The sequence below is a fragment of the Rhodovulum sulfidophilum DSM 1374 genome (genome assembly GCF_001633165.1).
GTDB classification, from domain to species: Bacteria; Pseudomonadota; Alphaproteobacteria; order Rhodobacterales; family Rhodobacteraceae; genus Rhodovulum; species Rhodovulum sulfidophilum.
The window spans coordinates 24,452-42,681 of record NZ_CP015420.1; the positions used below are offsets into that span (position 1 = coordinate 24,452).

General features: G+C 69.6%; 17 protein-coding genes. 15 read left to right on the forward strand and 2 right to left on the reverse strand.

Annotation, left to right across the window (positions count from 1 at the left end; genetic code table 11):
• The first annotated feature begins 87 nt into the window (after positions 1-87).
• The 8 genes from A6W98_RS19710 (at position 88) to A6W98_RS19745 (ending at position 9,628) form a co-directional block, all read left to right on the forward strand.
• A complete protein-coding gene (locus A6W98_RS19710) occupies positions 88-1,287 on the forward strand; it encodes an ABC transporter substrate-binding protein (RefSeq protein WP_042465819.1) in 1,200 nt (399 codons plus the stop codon).
• Positions 1,288-1,505: 218 nt separating this feature from the next.
• Complete coding sequence (locus tag A6W98_RS19715) at positions 1,506-2,390, forward strand: branched-chain amino acid ABC transporter permease (RefSeq protein WP_042465822.1); 885 nt, start codon at positions 1,506-1,508, stop codon at positions 2,388-2,390.
• 10 nt (positions 2,391-2,400) lie between these two features.
• Positions 2,401-4,233, forward strand: coding sequence for a branched-chain amino acid ABC transporter ATP-binding protein/permease (locus A6W98_RS19720; RefSeq protein WP_081257635.1), 1,833 nt, complete (start codon positions 2,401-2,403; stop codon positions 4,231-4,233).
• Positions 4,220-4,924 (forward strand): ABC transporter ATP-binding protein, encoded by a 705-nt coding sequence (locus A6W98_RS19725; protein ID WP_042465827.1) that lies wholly within the window; start codon positions 4,220-4,222, stop codon positions 4,922-4,924. Before A6W98_RS19720 ends, A6W98_RS19725 begins: the two co-directional genes overlap by 14 nt.
• Positions 4,925-4,926: 2 nt before the next feature.
• Positions 4,927-5,727, forward strand: coding sequence for a 3-oxoacyl-ACP reductase FabG (fabG, locus tag A6W98_RS19730; RefSeq protein WP_042465932.1), 801 nt, complete (start codon positions 4,927-4,929; stop codon positions 5,725-5,727).
• An 8-nt stretch (positions 5,728-5,735) separates the two neighbouring features.
• Positions 5,736-6,545 carry a shikimate dehydrogenase family protein gene (locus tag A6W98_RS19735; protein WP_042465830.1) on the forward strand — a complete coding sequence of 270 codons (810 nt, stop codon included), beginning with the start codon at positions 5,736-5,738 and terminating at the stop codon, positions 6,543-6,545.
• Between the two features lie 11 nt (positions 6,546-6,556).
• Complete coding sequence (locus A6W98_RS19740) at positions 6,557-8,170, forward strand: GMC family oxidoreductase (RefSeq protein WP_042465832.1); 1,614 nt, start codon at positions 6,557-6,559, stop codon at positions 8,168-8,170.
• 27 nt (positions 8,171-8,197) lie between these two features.
• Complete coding sequence (locus A6W98_RS19745) at positions 8,198-9,628, forward strand: NAD-dependent succinate-semialdehyde dehydrogenase (RefSeq protein ID WP_042465935.1); 1,431 nt, start codon at positions 8,198-8,200, stop codon at positions 9,626-9,628.
• 139 nt (positions 9,629-9,767) lie between these two features.
• On the opposite strand, the gene A6W98_RS19750 is transcribed toward A6W98_RS19745, so the two are convergent.
• Positions 9,768-10,178, reverse strand: coding sequence for a GFA family protein (locus A6W98_RS19750; RefSeq protein ID WP_042465833.1), 411 nt, complete (start codon positions 10,176-10,178; stop codon positions 9,768-9,770).
• Positions 10,175-10,879, reverse strand: a complete 705-nt coding sequence (locus tag A6W98_RS19755; RefSeq protein ID WP_042465835.1) for a FadR/GntR family transcriptional regulator — start codon at positions 10,877-10,879, stop codon at positions 10,175-10,177. Before A6W98_RS19755 ends, A6W98_RS19750 begins: the two co-directional genes overlap by 4 nt.
• 225 nt (positions 10,880-11,104) lie before the next feature.
• On the opposite strand from A6W98_RS19755, the gene A6W98_RS19760 reads away from it, so the two are divergent.
• From A6W98_RS19760 to A6W98_RS19790, 7 genes are all read left to right on the forward strand, one after another.
• Positions 11,105-11,881 carry an SDR family NAD(P)-dependent oxidoreductase gene (locus tag A6W98_RS19760; RefSeq protein ID WP_042465837.1) on the forward strand — a complete coding sequence of 259 codons (777 nt, stop codon included), beginning with the start codon at positions 11,105-11,107 and terminating at the stop codon, positions 11,879-11,881.
• A 10-nt stretch (positions 11,882-11,891) separates the two neighbouring features.
• Positions 11,892-12,632, forward strand: a complete 741-nt coding sequence (locus A6W98_RS19765) for an SDR family NAD(P)-dependent oxidoreductase (RefSeq protein ID WP_042465838.1) — start codon at positions 11,892-11,894, stop codon at positions 12,630-12,632.
• A gap of 23 nt (positions 12,633-12,655) precedes the next feature.
• Positions 12,656-14,848 (forward strand): alpha-ketoacid dehydrogenase subunit alpha/beta, encoded by a 2,193-nt coding sequence (locus tag A6W98_RS19770; RefSeq protein ID WP_042465840.1) that lies wholly within the window; start codon positions 12,656-12,658, stop codon positions 14,846-14,848.
• 48 nt (positions 14,849-14,896) lie between these two features.
• Entirely contained in the window at positions 14,897-16,138 is a 1,242-nt protein-coding gene (locus tag A6W98_RS19775) for a dihydrolipoamide acetyltransferase family protein (protein WP_042465843.1), read from the forward strand.
• Between the two features lie 182 nt (positions 16,139-16,320).
• Positions 16,321-17,127: an AraC family transcriptional regulator gene (locus tag A6W98_RS19780; RefSeq protein WP_042465845.1), complete on the forward strand. Its 807-nt coding sequence runs from the start codon at positions 16,321-16,323 to the stop codon at positions 17,125-17,127.
• Positions 17,128-17,193: 66 nt separating this feature from the next.
• Positions 17,194-17,595, forward strand: coding sequence for a DUF2000 domain-containing protein (locus A6W98_RS19785; RefSeq protein ID WP_052678177.1), 402 nt, complete (start codon positions 17,194-17,196; stop codon positions 17,593-17,595).
• Positions 17,595-18,191 (forward strand): LysE family translocator, encoded by a 597-nt coding sequence (locus tag A6W98_RS19790; protein WP_042465847.1) that lies wholly within the window; start codon positions 17,595-17,597, stop codon positions 18,189-18,191. Before A6W98_RS19785 ends, A6W98_RS19790 begins: the two co-directional genes overlap by 1 nt.
• Positions 18,192-18,230: the final 39 nt, after the last annotated feature.

Consider the following 18,230-nt stretch of genomic DNA (forward strand, 5'->3'; position numbering starts at 1 on the left):
CTTCGGCCGACCGGCCGCGCGCCCCCAGGGACGCCCGGTCGTGCCGCCTGCCAGAACGACACGTCATCCGAAACGGGAGGAACCACGATGACCACGAGATCCATCCTGCTGGGCACGGCCCTTGGCCTGACGCTCGCCGGCAGCGCAATGGCCGATGTCAAGATCGGCTCGCTTTATCCCTTCAGCGGCCCGCTGGCGCTGCTGGGCGAGGAAAGCGCGCGCGGCCTCGACCTTGCGGTCGACCGGATCAATTCCGAGGGCGGCATTCACGGCGAACAGATCGTGCTCGAGCGCGGCGATGCCGTCGACAACAACCAGGCCATCGGCGAGGCCCGGCGGCTGATCTCGCTCGAGGGCGTCAAGGCGGTGTTCGGCACCTATTCCTCGTCGCGGGTGATCGCGGCCTCGCAGGTGACCGAGCTGGCGGGCATCCCCTATTTCGAGCTCGGCGCCGTCGCCGACGAGGTGACCGGGCGCGGCATGACCTACCTGTTCCGCACCAACCCCACCGCCGAGAACATGGGCATCGCCATCATCGACATGCTGGCCGACCAGATCGCGCCGGCCGCCGGCAAGGCGCCCGAGGATCTCAAGATCGGCATCATCTACGAGGACAGCTCCTACGGCACCTCGGTCGCCGGTCACGAGGTCGCCCATGCCAAGGAGCGCGGGCTGAACGTGGTGCTGAAATCGGGCTACCCGGCCAATATCGTCGACATGTCCTCGCTGGTGCTCGATCTGAAGGGCAAGGGCGTCGACGTCGTCCTGCAGACCTCCTACCAGAACGACACGGTGCTGTTCCTGCAACAGGCCAACGAGGCCGGCTATGAACCGATGGCGATCATCGGCGGCGGCGGCGGCTACTCGATGCAGCCCACGGCCGATGCGGTCGGCGATGACGTGATCGACGGCATCTATGATGTCGATTTCACCCAATACGCGATCAATCCCGACTTCACCCCCGGCATCGAGACCTTCCTCGACGCCTATCGCGCCAAATATGGCGAAGAGCCGCGCTCGGGCCATTCGCTGACCAACTATGTCGGCGCGCTCGCGGTGCTGCAGGCCATCGGCGAGGGCGAAGGGGTCGAACCCGACCAGATCGTCGCCTCGGTCAAGGCGATGGACATTCCCGATGGCAGCACCGCCGCGGGCTATGGCGTCAAGTTCGACGACACCAACCAGAACGAGCGCGCGCGGATGATGGGCATGCAATGGCAGGACGGCAAGCTGGTGACGGTCTATCCGTCGGATGCCGCCGTCGCCGAGATCCGCCTGCCCGAGTGACCGGCAAGGCTGGCAGGCAGGGCTGACCGGCCCGGTTGATCGGATCGGGGGCCGCCTGGGCAACCGGTCCGGTCCCCGCCTCCGGCCCCGCCGCCAGCCATGTCACCGGCCCTGTCGCCGGACGACTTACAGGATCTGCCCCGGCCCCGGCGGCAGCGAACACCCCCCAAACCGGCGGGGGCGGGTGCCGCCCGCCCTCCGAACGTGGCGGAGCCGACATGACGACATTTCTGCAAATCCTTCTGAACGGCCTGATGCTGGGCGGCCTCTTCGCCATCGTCAGCATCGGGCTGACCCTGATCTTCGGCATCATCAAGGTGGTGAACTTCGCCCATGGCGAGTTCCTGATGGGGGGCATGTTCATCACCTGGCTGATCACCACCCAGCTGGGCCTGCACCCCTATGCGGCGGTCATCGTCGTCGTGCCGGTGCTGTTCGTGATGGGCGCGCTGACGCAAAGGCTGCTGATCCAGCCGCTGATGTCGGCCCGCGACGACCATATCCAGATCTTCGCCACCGTCGGCCTGTCGACCGCGCTGATCAACCTGGCGCTGCTGATCTTCGGCGCCGACATCGCCAATACCCCGCCGCATGGCCTGCGCGCGCCGCTGGAATTCGGCGATCTGAGGCTTCTCAGCGGGCAGCTGATGATCTTCGGCGCGGCCATCGTGCTGGTGGTCGGGCTCGAGCTGTTCCTGAAATACAGCCAGACCGGCCGGGCGATCCGCGCCGTTGCCCAGAACCGCGGCGCGGCCGAGCTGATGGGCATCAATGTAAACCATATCTACGTGCTGACCTTCGGGCTCGGCGCCGCTTGCGTCGGCCTTGCCGCCGTGCTGATCGCGCCGCTTTACCCGACCTCGTCCAATATCGGCACCTATTTCGTGCTGACCGCCTTCGTCGTGGTGGTGCTGGGCGGGCTCGGCTCGATCCCCGGCGCCTTCCTCGGCGCGCTGATCATCGGCGAGGTCGATGCGCTGTCGGGCTATTACATCGGCTCGGACCTGCGCGAGGCCGTCGTCTTCGGGCTGTTCCTGCTGATCCTGATCCTGAGGCCGTCCGGCCTGTTCGGCGCCCGGCAAAACCTGTCGCACCTGTCCTGAGGCCCCTCACATGAGCAACGAAACGACCTCCGGCACCTCTTCCGTGCCCGCCCCGTCGCTGCCCTGGCCCGCCATCGGCGTGGCCCTGGTCCTGGCCTCGCTGCTGCTGATCCCGCTGGGGATCGGCAACGCCTTCGTCACCCATATCTTCGTCACCATCTGCCTGATGGCGGCGCTGTCCTCGGCCTGGAACCTGGTCGGCGGCTTTGCCGGGCAGCTGTCGCTGGGGCATGCCACCTTCTACGGCATCGGCGCCTACACCGCGGTGATCCTCGTCAATCTCGGCATCACCCCCTGGATCGGCATGTTCGCGGGCGCGGGCATCGCGGCGATCGTCGGCATGGCGATCTCCTATCCCTGCTTCCGCCTCAAGGGGCCGTTCTTCTCGCTGGCCTCGATCGCCTTTCTCGAGGTGTTCCGGGTCCTGACGCTGCATTTCTCGGACTTCACCGGCGGCGCCACCGGCAAGATGATCCCGCTGAAGCTGGGCTGGACCTGGATGGTCTTCCGCGAACGCTGGCCGTCGCTTCTGATCATCTTCGGCATGCTGGTCGCGGTGCTGGTCGTGGTCTGGGCGGTGCGCCGCTCGCGGCTCGGCTTCTACCTGATCGCCACCCGCGAACGCGAATCCGCGGCCAAGGCGGCGGGCGTCAAGACGGTGCAGGTGCGGCTGGTCGCGGTCGCGATCTCCTCGGGGCTCTGCGCCATGCTGGGCACCTTCCACGCCATGTACCTGACCTTCATCGAGCCCTCGGCGATGTTCTCGCTGACCTTCTCGATCCAGATCGCGATGTTCGCGCTGATCGGCGGGCTCGGCACCGTCTCGGGGCCGCTGCTGGGCGCGGTGCTGCTGGTGCCGCTGACCGAATGGGCGCGGGCCTCGCTGGGCGCCTCGGCGCTGGGGCTGCACGGCTTCGTCTATGGCGTCGTGCTGCTCCTGGCGGTGCTGTTCATGCCGAACGGCATCATGGGCGTGCTGCAGAAGTTCCGCCGCGCGCCGCATCATGACATCGACGAGGACGAGAAGACCACCCAGACCGACAGCATCAAGGCCCCCGCACAGGCCGCGACGCCGCCCTCGCCCGACCGTGAGGGCATCGGCCGCGACGTGATGCGGGTCCAGAACCTCAACAAGCGCTTCGGCGGCCTGCATGTGACCAAGAACGTCAACTTCACCCTGCGCGAGGGCGAGGTTCTGGGGCTGATCGGGCCGAACGGCGCGGGCAAGACCACGCTGTTCAACATGCTCTCGGGTTTCCTCACCCCGAATGAGGGCTCGGTCACCGTGCGCGGCCCCGATGGCGGCTATCACACGCCGGTCAACCCGGCCGATTTCGCGGCCCTCGGCGTCGGCCGGACCTTCCAGATCGTGCAGCCCTTCGCGGCGATGACGGTCGAGGAAAACATCATGGTCGGCGCCTTCTACCGTCACCATGACGAACATGATGCCCGCGAGGCCGCGCGCCAGACCGCCTGGCGGATGGGTCTCGGCCCGCTGCTGCAGGACGAGGCGCGCGGGCTGACCATCGGCGGGCTCAAGCGGCTGGAGGTTGCCCGGGTCATGGCGATGGAGCCGCGCATCCTGCTGCTGGACGAGGTGATGGCGGGCATCAACCAGACCGATGTGCGCCGCGCCATCGACCTGATGCTGTCGATCCGCGACAGCGGCGTGTCGATCATCGCCATCGAGCATGTGATGCAGGCGGTGATGTCGCTGTCCGACCGGGTGCTGGTCCTGGCTGCGGGCGAGGTCATCGCCGAGGGCGACCCCCATGAGGTGGTGCGCGACCCGCATGTGATCGAGGCCTATCTGGGCAAGGAGTTCGCCAATGCTCACCGTTGAAAACGTCCATGCCGGCTATGGCCCGACCTCGATCCTGCAGGATGTCAGCCTCGATGTGGGGGAAGGCGAGATCGTCACCATCGTCGGCGCCAATGGCGCCGGCAAGACGACGACGCTCAAGACCATCGCCGGGCTGATCGCGCCGACATCGGGCAGGATCACCTTCTGCGGCGAGGACATCACCCGGCTCAGGGGCGATCAGGTCGTCGACCGGGGCATCACCCTGATCCCCGAGGGGCGCCAGCTTTTCCCCGACATGACCGTGCGCGAGAACCTTCTGATGGGCGCCTATCGCCGTGCCGCACGCGACTTTCAGGACGAGCGCCTGGAAGAGGTGCTGGACATCTTCCCCCGGGTCCGCGAGCGGCTGAACCAGACCGCCTCCTCGCTGTCGGGGGGCGAACAACAGATGGTCGCCATCGCCCGCGGCATGATGGCCAATCCGCGGCTTCTGATGTTCGACGAACCCTCGCTGGGGCTCGCCCCGATCATCGTCTCGCAGGTCTTCGAGGTGGTGCAGCAGATCGCCGCCAAGGGCACCACCGTGCTGATCGTCGAGCAGAATGTCTACTCGACGCTCAAGGTCGCGCAGCGCGGCTATGTGCTTGAAAACGGCCGCATCGTTCTGTCCGAAAGCGCCGAAGACCTGCTGCAGGACGACTATGTCCGGCAGGCCTATCTGGGGATATGACCATGACCCGCAGCGAAACCGTCCGCCCCGAATTCCGCAACCGCCTGTCGCATCAGGGCCGCCGCGTGCTGGTCACCGGCGGCGCCCGGGGTATCGGGCTGGCCATCGCCGAGGCCTTCGCCGCGCGGGGCGCGACCGTCGCGCTTTGCGATCTCGACCCCGAGGCCGTGGCCGGGGCGACCGCGCAGATCGCGGCCTCCGACGCCGCCGGATCGGTCCTGCCCGTGACCTGCGATGTCTCGGATTACGCCGCGCTTTCCGCCGCGCTCGAGGCCGCCGGGGGCAATTTCGACACCGTCATCAACAATGCCGGCATCTCGCCCAAGCATGACGGCGTCGCCCACAAGGTCTGGGAAATGGACCCGGCCGAGTTCCGCCACGTGCTCGACGTGAACCTCACCGGCAGCTTCAACACCGTCCGCGCGCTGGCGCCGAGCATGATCGCGGCGAAACGCGGCTGGGTCGTCAACATGTCCTCGGTCGCGGGCAAGACCTTCATGCCCGTGGTCGCCTGCCATTACGCCGCCACCAAATCCGCGATCCTGGGCTTCACCCGGCATCTGGCGGGCGAGCTCGGCCCCCATGGCATCCGCGTCAACGCGCTGGCCCCGGGCCGGATCGAGACGCCGATGGTCCTTGGCGTCGCCCCCGAGGTCAATGCCGCCCAGGTCGAGATGACGCCGCTGGCGCGTCTGGGCGAGCCCGCCGAGGTGGCCGAGGCCGCGCTCTGGCTGACGGATGCGGAATCGAGCTTTGTCACCGGCCAGACGATCGACGTCGCCGGCGGCCTTCTGATGACATGAGGAACAGCATGATCACCGGCAAGACCAGGGTCTGGTCCATTCTCGCCGATCCCATCGGCCATGTGAAAACGCCCCAGGAAATCAACGCGCTCTGCGCCGCCCAGGGCATCGACGGGGTGATGGTGCCGATGCAGGTCCATCCCGAGAACCTCGCCACCGCGGTCGCGGGCCTGAAGGCCATCGAAAGCTTCGGCGGTTTCGTCGTCACCGTGCCGCACAAGACGAAGATCGTCGCGCTTTGCGACCGTCTGATTGGCGATGCCGCCCGGATCGGCGCGGTCAATGTGGTCCGGCGCGAGGCCGACGGCACGCTGACCGGCGCCATTCTCGACGGGCTGGGCTTTGTCGAGGGGCTGCGCTCGGAAGGGATCGAGCCCGGCGGCATGGATGCCTGCCTGCTGGGGGCGGGCGGCGCGGGGGCCGCCATCGCCTTTGCCCTGGCCGAGGCCGGGGTCCGCCGCCTGACCATCGTCAACCGCTCGCGCGGCAAGGCCGAGGATCTCGCCGCCCGGGTGGCCCAGGCCTATCCCGAGGTGCCCGTCGGCGCCGGCGCGCCCGAGACCGCCTCGCGCGACCTGATCGTCAACGCCACCTCGCTGGGGCTGAAGCCGGACGATCCGCTGCCGCTGGACGATACCGCCTTCCATGCCGGTCAGGTCGTGGCCGACGCGATCATGGACCCGGTCGAGACCCGACTTCTGGCCGCAGCCCGCGCGGCCGGGGCACGGGTCCATCCCGGCCTGCCGATGCTGCGCCAGCAGATCCGGCTGATGGCCGAACATCTGGGCGCCCTGCCCAAGCCGACCCAACAGGATTGAGGACGCGCCAGATGCCGCAAGACCTGCCCGACCGAAGCCGCTTCGACTATGTCATCGTCGGCGGCGGCACGGCGGGGTGCATCCTCGCCGAGACGCTCAGCCGCTCGGGCCGCGCCTCGGTCCTCTTGTGCGAGGCGGGCGGCGAGGCCCGCTCGCCCTGGATCACCATCCCCGCCGGTTTCTACAAGCTCCTGACCAACCCCGCCTATAACTGGGGTTTCTGGTCCGAGGCCGAGCCCGCCACGCTGAACCGCCGGATCGCCATTCCGCGCGGCAAGGGGCTGGGCGGCTCGACCCTGATCAACGGCATGATCTATGTCCGCGGCCAGCCCCAGGATTACGACCTCTGGGCGGAGCGCGGCTGCACCGGCTGGGGCTGGGACGACGTGCTGCCGCATTTCCGCGCGCTCGAACGCTGGGCGGGCCCCGACCCGGACGGCATGCGCGGGCAGGACGGCCCGATGCCGATTTCCGAGGTGGTCGAGAAGAACCCCGTGGGCCAGGCCTTCATCGATGCCGCGAGGGCCCAGGGCCAGCCGGTCAATCCCGATTATAACGGCGCGCGCCAGGAAGGCGTCGGCTGGTATCAGGTCAACCAGGAACGCGGCGAGCGTCATTCCGCGGCCCGCGCCTGGCTGGCCAGGGCCCGCCGCCGCCCCAACCTGACCGTCCTGACCCATGCCCGCGCCACCCGCATCCTGCTGGAGGGCCGCCGGGCGACCGGCGTCATGCTGGCCCGCCCCTCGGGCACGGTCCGGGTCGATGCGGGCGAGGTGATCCTGGCCGCGGGCGCGGTCCAGACCCCGCAACTGCTGGAACTGTCGGGCATCGGCGATGCCGAACGGCTGCGCGGTCTCGGCATCGAGGCCGTCCATGACCTGCCCGGCATCGGCGAGAACTATCTCGACCATTTCTGCACGCGTATGAACTGGCGGGTCTCGCAACCCGTGACGCTGAACGAGCTGACGCGCTTTCCCAAGCTGCTGGGCGAGGTCGCGAAATACGCGCTGAACCGGCGGGGCGTCCTGACCTACGGCACCGGGCTCGCGCATGGGTTCTTGCGCTCGCGCGCGGGGCTCGACCGGCCCGACGTGCAGTATTTCTTCATGCATGCCAGCTACGCAAATGCCGCCGAGCGCAAGCTCGACCGCTTCCCCGGCATGACGCTGGGCGTGACCCAGCTGCGCCCGCAATCGCGCGGCTCGATCCATGCCGTCTCGCCCGATCTCGCGGTGCAGCCCGAGATCCGGCCGAATTTCCTCGATCACCCCGAGGACCGGCGCGCCATGGTCGATGGCATGAAGCTGGGCCGCGAGATCGTCGGGCAATCGCCGATGGATGCCTTCCGGGTGGCCGAGCTCAGCCCCGGGCCGGACTGCCGGGACGACGAGGACTGGCTGCAATTTGCCCGCGCCAATGGCCAGACCATCTATCATGCGGCAGGCACCTGCCGCATGGGCACCGATATCGCCGCCGTCGTCGACCCCGAGCTGAAGGTCCGGGGCATTGACGGGCTGCGCGTGGCCGATGCCTCGGTCATGCCCGAAATGGTCTCGGGCAATACCCAGGCGGCAGTGATGATGATTGCCCGGAAGGCGGCACAAGGCATAATCTCGGCGGGCTGAGCCCCCCGAAACCGGATGGAGACCGACATGTATCCCGACCTGACCCTCATCCTCGGCGGCGAGGCCCGCGCCACCGCCAGCGAAGGCACGATGACCGTGTCGAACCCCGCCAACGGGCAGGATCTCGCGACGATCCCGCGCGCAGGCCGGGCCGAGGCCGAAGAGGCCGCGCGCCTGTCGCTTTCGGGCTTTGCCGAATGGTCGGCGCTGTCGCCCTATGAGCGCTCGAAGGTGATGCGCCGCGCAGCCGACCTGATGCGCGAGCGCGCCGACCGGGCCGCCCGTATCATGACGCTGGAACAGGGCAAGCCGCTGGCCGAGGCCCGGGGCGAATGGATGGGCTCGGCCGATCTTCTGGACTGGTTCGCCGAAGAGGGCCGCCGGGTCTATGGCCGGATCGTGCCCTCGCGCGCGCCCTCGATCCATATCAGCGTGCTGAAGAAGCCCGCCGGGCCGGTGGCCTGCTTCACGCCCTGGAACTTCCCGGCCTGGAACACCATGCAGAAGGTCGCCCCGGCGCTTGGCGCGGGCTGTTCGGTGGTGATCAAGCCGGCCTCGGAAACCCCGGGCACGGCCTGGATGATCGGCCATGCGCTGCTCGATGCGGGCCTGCCCCCGGCCGCCATCTCTGTCGTCTGGGGCAAGACCTCGGACATTTCCGACGCGCTGATCGCGGCCCCCGAAATCCGCAAGGTCTCGCTGACCGGCTCGACCCGGGTCGGCCGCATCGTCGCGGCGCAGGCGGGCCAGCACCTCAAGAAGGTGACGATGGAACTGGGCGGCCATGGCCCCGTCATCGTCGCGGGCGATGCCGATCTCGACCGGCTGGTGCCGATGGCGGTGCAGTGGAAATACCGCAATGCGGGCCAGGTCTGCGTCTCGCCCACCCGCTTCATCGTCGACGATGCGGTCCATGACGAGTTCGTCTCGCGCCTGGCCGAGGGCGCGTCCGCGCTGAAGCTGGGCGACGGGCTGGAAGAGGGCACCCAGATGGGGCCGCTGACCCAGAAGGCACAGCTGAACCAGGTCGCCGAGATGGTCGCCGATGCCGAAAGCCGGGGCGCCAAGGTCGAGACCGGCGGCGCGCGCGTCGGCAATATCGGCAATTTCTTCGCCCCCACCGTGGTTTCGGGCATGACCCCCGAGATGCTGGCGATGAACGAGGAACCCTTCGGCCCGATCGCGCTGGTGGTCCGCAGCGCCGGCCTTGAGGCCGCGCTGGCCGAGGCCAACCGGCTGCCGGTGGGTCTGGGCGCCTATCTCTTCACCCGCTCGATGGAGGTCTCGCAAGAGGTTCAGGACCGGCTGAAATCGGGGATGCTGGGCATCAACCATTTCGCCCTCGCCCTGCCCGAGACCCCGTTCGGCGGCGTGCTCGATTCGGGCTACGGCTCGGAAGGCGGGATCGAGGGGATCGAGGCCTATCTCTCGACCATGACCGTCACCGCCGCGATCTGAGCGCGGCCGAAACAGGGGTCTGAGACACGGGCCAAAGCGGCGCGGCGCTCCCTCCCGGCCCGACCGGGCTTTCCGCGCCCCGGCCCGTTCCCGGCGCCGTCCTTCCGAAACGGGAGGGCGGCGCCCCCCGTTCCGGAGCTCACCCCGCGCCCGGCAGCCCGGCGATGCGGGGGACATGCTCCAGCGCATCCTCCCAGACCGCGCGATCGGCCCAGCAGATATGCGCCCCGGGCGCGATCCCCGGATCGCCGTCAAGGCACCCGGCCGGCACCGCCAACCCCGCGCCCTCGGTCTCCAGCGGCAATGCCGAGCCGCAGCGCCCGCAAAAGGCCCGCCCATGGCGGCTGCCCTCCAGCCGAAAGGTCCGCACCTCCTCCCGCCCGGACAGCCAGTCGAGCCGCGCCGCCCCCGAGAACAGCGTCGCCGCGAAGGCCGAGCCGCTGTCATGGCGGCAGCGCGCGCAATGGCACAGGAAGAAATGCCCGAAGTCCCCGGTGACGCGGAACCGCACCGCGCCGCAGAGGCAGCCGCCCTCATGCACCCCGCTCATGCCCCGCGCTCCCGGTGCCGGTAAAGCTGGGTCCGCTCGGCCGCATTTCGCAGATGGCAGGCGGCGGCGGCGGCGGCGGCCTCCGGGTCGCCCTCGGCAATCGCCCGGTAGATCGCCTGATGTTCGGCCTGCACCGCGTCCAGCAGATCCGACAGGTTGGCGCGGGTATTGGCGCGGGCCTTCCGGATCACGTCGCGCGCGCCGAATTCCAGATGCTTGCAGAGCGAGACGAAATGCGGGTTATGGGTGGCCTCGACGATGGCCTGATGAAAGGCGAAATCCTGTTCGTCGCCCAGCTCGTCGCTGGCAATGGCATATTCCATCCCGATCAGCGCCCGCCGGATCGCCTTCAGATCGGCCGCGTCCCGGTGCAGCGCGGCCGAGCGCGTCGCCGCCACCTCGACCGCCTCGAGCAGTTCCATCACCTGCGCCAGCGCCTCGGTGCCGTCGAGATCGAGCCCGGTCATCCGGAACGACCGCGCCTCGCGATTCTCCGTGACGAAGACGCCCGACCCGGCCCGGGCCTCGACCAGCCCGTCGGATTTCAGATGCGACAGCGCCTCGCGCACCACCGCCCGCGACACCCCGTATTCGGCCGCCAGCGCGCGTTCGCTCGGCAGCCGTTCCCCGGCCCCGAACTCGCCGCCCGCAAGCCTCCGGCCCAGCCGTGCCGCGATATCGTCCGGCAGGTCCCTGCCCATCGCCCGTCCCCTTATCCACCTTGTCCCATCCGGGCCTGCCCCGGATCCGGCCTGCGCCAGCCATCCGGTCAGACCGGAGCGGAGAAGCCTAACACCCTTGCTGCATTGGATGAAGCCACAGTCTGGCGCCGGTCTTCCCGCAAAAGGACGCAGGAGTCATGTTGACTGGTCCGACCAATTTATGCAACTGTCCCGACCAAAGGCAGCCATCAGGGAGGATCGGCGATGCCCGACCGCGACAGCACGCCCCCGGCGCGTGCCCCCGTCACATTCGACTTCACCGGCCGTTCGCTGATCCTGACCGGGGCCAATGGCGGCATCGGCCGCGCCGTGGCCCGGATCTTCGCCCAAGGCGGCGCGCATCTTCTGCTGGCCGATCGCGATCTCGCGCCGCTGGAAGGCTTCGCCGCCACCCTGCCCGGGCCGGGTGCGCGGATCTGCCAGCAGATCGACGCCGCCGATCCCGATGCCGCCCAGGCGCTGATCGACGAGGCCGTGGCCGAATTCGGCGGCATCGACCATGTCGTGCCCTCGGCGGGCATCTACCTGGCCGAACCCTTCGGCGAGATGACCGATGCCGCCTGGCGCCGGACGCTCTCGATCAATCTCGACGGGGTGTTCTACCTGCTGCGCCGCGCGGTGCCGCATCTGCGCGAAGGCTCCTCCATCGTGACCCTGTCCTCGATGGCGGCCTATCGCGGCGCGCTGACCAATGCCCATTACGGCGCCTCGAAGGGCGCGATGGTGTCGCTGACCCGCAGCCTCGCCAACGAGCTGGGGCCGAAGACCCGCGTCAACGGCGTCGCCCCCGGCATCATCGAGACCCCGATGATCGGCGATTACATGAAGACACGGGCCGAGGCGACGCTGGCCAACACGCCCCTCAAACGGCTCGGCCGGGCCGAGGAAGTGGCCGCCGCCATCGCCTTTCTCTGTTCCGACGCGGCCGGGTTCATCACCGGCGAGACGCTGCAGGTCAATGGCGGCCTGCACATGGCCTGAGGAGGGCCCCATGACCGATTTCACAGGGAAACGCGTGCTTGTCACCGGCGCGGGCCGGGGTCTTGGCGCCGCCATTGCCGAAGGCTTCGCCGAGGCCGGGGCCGAGACGCTGCTGACCGATATCGACCCCGAGACGCTGAGCGCCACCGCCGAGGCGCTCGGCGCCCGTGGGCTGACGGCCCGCGCGATCCCGCTCGACGTCACCGACCGCGCGGCCGTCGAGGCGCTGGCGGCAACGCTTGACGGGCTCGACGTGCTGGTCAGCAATGCCGGTGTCGCCGGTCGCGCCACCTTCGACGACCCCGCTCAGGCCGAGGTCTGGGACCGGGTGATCGCGGTCAATCTGGGCGGCGCCTTCAACATCGCCCGCGCCCTGACCCCGGCCCTGATCGCCCGGCGCGGCAATGTCGTGCAGCTGTCCTCGGTCGCGGGCTTCGTCGCGGGCGGCTCGACCGCCGGTTACGTGACCTCCAAGGGCGCGATCCGCTCGCTGACCCAGGCCATGGCGCGCGATCTGGCCCCGCACGGGGTCCGCGTCAACGCCGTCGCCCCCGGCATAATGGACAGCGAGATGGCAACCGCGCAACTGGCCCGCCCCGGCGGCGCCGACTGGTTCCTGAGCCGCGCCATGCTGGGCCGGATCGGGACCCAGGCCGAGCTGGTCGCGCCCATCCTCTTTCTCGCCTCGGACCGCGCCAGCTTCATCACCGGCACCGTGCTGCCCGTCGATGGCGGCTTTCTCGCCGCCTGACCCCCTATCCCCGGAGCCCCCTCATGCCCGACATCACCGACCTCACCCCGCTGGCCCCCTGGCGCGAGATCCGCGCGACCGAGGCCGACCGCACCGCGCTCGACCCCGAGACCGGGCGCACCATGCTGGCCCAGCTCTGCCTGATCCGCGCCTTCGAGGAGAAGGTTCTGGACCTCGCCGGCCACGGCCTCGTCCACGGCCCCGCCCATTCCGCCATCGGGCAGGAGGGCGGCGCGGTCGGCTCGGCGCTGGCGATGCGGCCGACCGACCAGGTCAACGGCTCGCACCGGGCGCATCACCAGTTCCTGGCCAAGGCGCTGGCCTATGTCGCCGAGGCCGGGATCGACCCCGAGGCCGAGTTCGACGGCGAGATCCGCGACCTGTCGAAGAAGACCCTGGCCGAGATCATGGGGCTGTCGCAGGGCTTCTGCCGGGGCCGGGGCGGCTCGATGCATCTTCGCTGGGCCGAGGCCGGGAACCTTGGCACCAATGCCATTGTCGGCGGCGGCGTGCCGATGGCGGCGGGCGCGGCCTGGGCGCATCAGCAGGCCGGAACCGGCGATGTCGTCTACACCTATTTCGGCGATGGCGCGGTCAATATCGGCTCGGTTCTCGAAACCATGAACCTTGCCGCCGCGTGGAAACTGCCGATCTGTTTCTTCATCGAAAACAACCGCTACGCCGTCTCGACCCATGTCAACGAGGCCACCGCCGAGCCGCGGCTCTCGGCCCGCGGCCTCGCCTTCGGCATCCCCGCCTTCAAGGTCGACGGCATGGACGCGCTGTCGGTCCTGATCGCCTCGCATGAGGCCAACCGGATCATGCGCTCGGGCGAGGGCCCGGTGGTGATCGAGGCCGATCTTTACCGCTATTTCCACCAGAACGGCCCCCTGCCCGGCTCTGCCTTCGGCTATCGCGACAAGGCCGAAGAGGCCGAATGGCGCGCCCGCGACCCGATCGAGGCGCTGGCCGGCCTGTTGCAGGGCCGCCAGATCATCGGCGAGGCGGCGGTGGCGGGGCTGCGCGCCCGCTGCGAGACGATGATGGAAGAGATCGCGGGCGAGCTGACCGAGACCGTGGACGGCAAGACCCGGGTCATCCCGTCGCTCTGGCCCGAGGAAAGCTTCCGCGATGCCGGGCTGCGCGGCGATCTGAGCGAGATGGACGGCGCCCGCTACGAGGAAGAGCACAGCTTTTCGGGCGCGCTCGATCCCAATGCCAAGTTCATCGACGCGGTCGCGGCCGTCATGCACCGGCGGATGGATACCGACGAGCGCGTCGTCGTGCTGGGCGAGGATGTGCACCGGCTGAAGGGCGGCACCAATGGCGCGACGCGCGGGCTGTCGCAGGACTTCCCCGACCGCTGCCTCGGCACGCCCATCGCCGAGAACGCCTTTACCGGGCTTGCCGCCGGCATGGCCGCCGATGGCCGCGTGCGCCCGGTGATCGAGTTCATGTATCCCGATTTCATGTGGGTCGCGGCCGACCAGGTCTTCAACCAGATCGGCAAGGCCCGGCACATGTTCGGCGGCGACAGTCCGATGCCGCTGGTGCTGCGCACCAAGGTCGCGATGGGCACGGGCTACGGCTCGCAGCATTCGATGGACCCGGCGGGCATCTTCGCCACCGCCCCGGGCTGGCGCATCGTCGCCCCCTCGACGCCCTTCGACTATGTCGGGCTGATGAATTCGGCGCTGCGCTGCGACGACCCGGTCTTGGTGATCGAACATGTCGATCTCTACGCCTCGAAAGGCGCGGGCCCCGTCGACGATCTCGATTACTGCATCCCGCTCGGCAAGGCCAAGGTGGTGCGCCCGGGCGCGCGGCTGACGATCCTGACCTATCTGGCCATGGTCGAGAAGACCCGCCAGGTGGTCGAAGACCTCGGCGTCGATGCCGAGATCATCGATCTGCGCAGCCTCGACCGCGCCAGCCTCGACTGGGAGACCATCGAGGCCTCGATCCGCAAGACCAACAACGTGCTGATCGTCGAACAGGGCGCGCGCGGCACCTCCTATGGCGGCATGCTGGCCGACGAGCTGCAGCGCCGGGTCTTCGACTGGCTCGACCAGCCGGTGCAGCGGGTGACGGGCGGCGAGGCCTCGCCCTCGATCTCGAAGGTGCTCGAGGCCGCGGCCTGTGCCCGTCCCGCCGATATCGCCGAGGCGATCCGGGCGGCGATGGCCGCCCAGGGCCTGCCGCTCGCCGCCGAATGACCGAGGCCTGAGCGCACAGACCCCGCCCCCACAGACAAGGAGACAGACATGGCCACCGAGCTTACGCTGCCCGCGCTTTCGGCCGGGATGGAAGATGCCGTCATCGCGGCCTGGCTGGTCGGCCCCGGCGACCGGGTCGAGAAGGGCCAGCCGCTGGCCGAGGTCGAGACCGACAAGGCCACGATGGAGCTCGAGGCCGAGGCCCCGGGGCGCGTCGGCCGGCTCGCCGTCGCGGCGGGCGCCCGGGCCGATGTCGGCCAGGTGATCGCGGTGCTGCTGGCCGAGGGTGAAACCCTGCCGACGCCAGCCCCCGAGGCCACACCCCCTGCCCCCGCTCCTGCTTCTGCTTCTGCGCCCGCCGCGATGGCCCCCGCCATGGGTCCGGCGGCGGAGCCCGACCGCCCCCGCGCCTCGCCGCTGGCCCGGCGGCTGGCGGCACAGGCGGGACTGGCGCTGGACGGGCTTGCGGGCTCGGGGCCCAAGGGCCGCATCGTCCGGGTCGATATCGAGCGGCTGATCGCCAGCGCGCCAACCCAAACCACGGCCGAACCGGCGCCCGCGCCCGAACCGGCCCCCGAAGCGGCGACGATCCCGCCCGGCCTCGGCCCTTACGAGGCCCGCCCGGTCTCGCAGATGCGCCGCACCATCGCCCGGCGCCTGTCCGAGGCCAAGCAGACCATCCCGCATTTCTACCTCGAGGCCGAGGCCGATCTCGAGGCGCTGATGGCGCTGCGCGCGCAGGTGAACGAGGGCCGCGAGGGCCCCGCGCGGATCTCGGTCAACGACTTCATCGTCAAGGCCGCGGCGCGCGCGCTCGCCCGCCTGCCCGAGGCCAATGTGATCTGGCGCGGCGACGAGATCTGGCAGCTCTCGGAGATCGACATCGCGGTCGCGGTCGCGACCGATGGCGGGCTGATGACGCCGATCCTGCGCGGCGCCGACCGGATGAGCCTCGGCACGCTCTCGGCCGAGATGAAGGATCTGGCCGCCCGCGCCCGCGCCGGAACGCTGAGGCCCGAGGACTATCAGGGCGGCGGCTTCTCGGTCTCGAATCTGGGCATGTACGGGGTGCGCAGCTTCTCGGCCATCGTCAATCCGCCGCAAAGCTGCATTCTCGCGGCGGGCGCGGCCGAAAGGCGGCCGGTCGGCCGGGGCGACCAGATCGTGCTGGCCCCGGTGATGAGCCTGACGCTGTCGGTCGATCACCGCTCGGTCGACGGCGCGCTGGGGGCGCAGCTTCTGGCCGAGATCCGGCAGGGGCTCGAAGACCCGATGGCGCTCCTGCTCTAGCCCTGCCGACCCGGCGGCGCGGCAAAGGTGAAGTCGGGCGGGACCGCCTTGCCGGTCGTCGCCCGGCCGCTTTCGCCGCGCTCCGCGCCCCGCGGACCGGCAACAGCCGCGCGGCCGCCGGTCCATCCCGCAAGCGCGCGCCGCCCTTCACGGGACGGGCGAAGGAATGATATGTCGGCCGGATGCAGCGCAACCGCTATCATCACATCAGCTGGCTCGGCGGCATCGAGCTTTTCGAAGCCGCCTTCAGCACCCAGACCTTTCCCCGCCACGCGCATGAGGGCTTTGCCATCGGCGCGATTTCCGAGGGCGCGGGCGGCTATCTGTGCCGGGGCGAAAACATGGTGCTGCCGGCCGGCTCGCTCTCGCTGATGAACCCGGAAGAGGCCCATACCGGTCACGCGGCGGTGGGCCTCGTGCGCTACAACATGGTCTATGCCTCCGAGGGGGCGGTGCGCGACGTGCTGGGCTTGCGACAGCTTCGCGGCTTTGCCGAGATCGCCCCGCAGGATCGCGATTTCGCCCTGACCCGGGCGCTGGCCCGGCTGGCGGTCTGCCTGAACGACGCGCGGGCGGCGGACCGGAAGCTGGCGACCGAAGAGGCCGTGCATGAGGTTCTGGCCCAGGCCTTTTCCCATTACGGGCGTGCCGAGCTGCGCAAGCCGGGCCGCGAGCCCGCCGCCATCCGCGCGATGCTGGACCGGATCGAGGCCGCGGTCGCCGAGGGCGACGATCTCAGCCTGACCGATCTGGCCGGGGCGGTCGGGCTGACCCCCTCCTACCTGATCCGCAGCGCGCGCCGCGCCACCGGGCTCACCCCGCATGGCCATGTGATGCGCATCCGCGTGGATCGTGCCCGCCGCCTGCTGCTGGACGGGGTGGCCGCGGCCGAGGCCGCGGCCGAGGCCGGGTTCTGCGATCAGGCGCATCTGATCCGCCAGTTCCGGCGTCATTACGGGGTGACCCCCGGCGCCCTGATCCGGCACTGAAGGTCAATTTCATCCAAGACCCGGACGCGTCCCGCATGGCAGGGCAGGCGCCAAAAGGATCTTGCCATGTCACTGAAACCGGTCATCATTCTGGATGAAACCCTGCCCACCGGCCTGAAGGCCAATTTCGCCGCCGTTCTGGGCATGAGCCTGGGCAAGACGCGCCCCGATCTGGTCGGGGCCGACACGCCGACGCAAGACGACGTCGCGCTGGCCGGGATCACCTCGGTCGCGCTGCCCGTCCTTGGCGCCCCGGCAGCCGATCTGCCCGCGCTGTTCGACGCCGCGGCCGACCTGCCCCTGCGCCTTGCCTATATGCGCGCGGCCTTCGAGGCGCGGGACTATGCCGATTATTCCGCCCGTATCGCGGCGGCGCCGCTGCCGGACCATGCCCCGCAGGCGATCCTGATCGCCGGACCGCGCAAGGCGGTGGACCGGATCTGCGGCCGCCTGCCGCTCCTGCGCTGATGCCGCCGCTTCAGACCGTGCTGGCCATGGCGGGCTTTGCGCTGGCCGCCTCGGCCACGCCGGGGCCGGTCAACATCATCGGGGCGATGACCGGCGCGCGCCATGGCGCGCGTCGCGCCTTGCGCTTCGTCACCGGCGCCACGGCCAGCTTTCTGGCGCTGTTCGTGGTCTTCGGCACCGGAATTCTGGCCGGCACCGGCTGGATCCTGGCCATCGCCAGACCGATGACGGTGATCGGTTCGCTCTATCTGCTGTGGATGGCCTGGTCCCTCTTGCGCGACGATGGCCGGATCTCGGGCGACGGCATCCGTCAGGCGCCGGGCTTCTGGTCGGGCGCCGTGGTGCAGGGCCTGAACCCCAAGGCCTGGCTGGCGGCGGTCTCGTCGCTGTCGACCTTCGTGCTGCCGCTTGAGGACCGCGCAACCGGGCTGGCGGTCTTCGCGCTGCTGTTCGGGGCGATCTGCTGGCTGTCGCTGGCGGCCTGGGCCTGGGGCGGCGCCCGCATCGGTCACGGGCAGATGCGCGCCTTCAACCGCATCATGGCGCTGGTCCTCGCCCTCTCGGTCATCTGGATGCTGTCGCGCAGCCTGACCTGACCCTCCGGCTTGGGCCCCGACAGGGGCGGGGACGAGAGG

Coding starts and splice junctions, on each gene's coding strand:
- A6W98_RS19710 (WP_042465819.1), top strand. CDS start 88: ATGACCACGAGATCCATCCTGCTGGGCACGGCCCTTGGCCTGACGCTC.
- A6W98_RS19715 (WP_042465822.1), top strand. CDS start 1,506: ATGACGACATTTCTGCAAATCCTTCTGAACGGCCTGATGCTGGGCGGC.
- A6W98_RS19720 (WP_081257635.1), top strand. CDS start 2,401: ATGAGCAACGAAACGACCTCCGGCACCTCTTCCGTGCCCGCCCCGTCG.
- A6W98_RS19725 (WP_042465827.1), top strand. CDS start 4,220: ATGCTCACCGTTGAAAACGTCCATGCCGGCTATGGCCCGACCTCGATC.
- fabG (WP_042465932.1), top strand. CDS start 4,927: ATGACCCGCAGCGAAACCGTCCGCCCCGAATTCCGCAACCGCCTGTCG.
- A6W98_RS19735 (WP_042465830.1), top strand. CDS start 5,736: ATGATCACCGGCAAGACCAGGGTCTGGTCCATTCTCGCCGATCCCATC.
- A6W98_RS19740 (WP_042465832.1), top strand. CDS start 6,557: ATGCCGCAAGACCTGCCCGACCGAAGCCGCTTCGACTATGTCATCGTC.
- A6W98_RS19745 (WP_042465935.1), top strand. CDS start 8,198: ATGTATCCCGACCTGACCCTCATCCTCGGCGGCGAGGCCCGCGCCACC.
- A6W98_RS19750 (WP_042465833.1), bottom strand. CDS start 10,178: ATGAGCGGGGTGCATGAGGGCGGCTGCCTCTGCGGCGCGGTGCGGTTC.
- A6W98_RS19755 (WP_042465835.1), bottom strand. CDS start 10,879: ATGGGCAGGGACCTGCCGGACGATATCGCGGCACGGCTGGGCCGGAGG.
- A6W98_RS19760 (WP_042465837.1), top strand. CDS start 11,105: ATGCCCGACCGCGACAGCACGCCCCCGGCGCGTGCCCCCGTCACATTC.
- A6W98_RS19765 (WP_042465838.1), top strand. CDS start 11,892: ATGACCGATTTCACAGGGAAACGCGTGCTTGTCACCGGCGCGGGCCGG.
- A6W98_RS19770 (WP_042465840.1), top strand. CDS start 12,656: ATGCCCGACATCACCGACCTCACCCCGCTGGCCCCCTGGCGCGAGATC.
- A6W98_RS19775 (WP_042465843.1), top strand. CDS start 14,897: ATGGCCACCGAGCTTACGCTGCCCGCGCTTTCGGCCGGGATGGAAGAT.
- A6W98_RS19780 (WP_042465845.1), top strand. CDS start 16,321: ATGCAGCGCAACCGCTATCATCACATCAGCTGGCTCGGCGGCATCGAG.
- A6W98_RS19785 (WP_052678177.1), top strand. CDS start 17,194: ATGTCACTGAAACCGGTCATCATTCTGGATGAAACCCTGCCCACCGGC.
- A6W98_RS19790 (WP_042465847.1), top strand. CDS start 17,595: ATGCCGCCGCTTCAGACCGTGCTGGCCATGGCGGGCTTTGCGCTGGCC.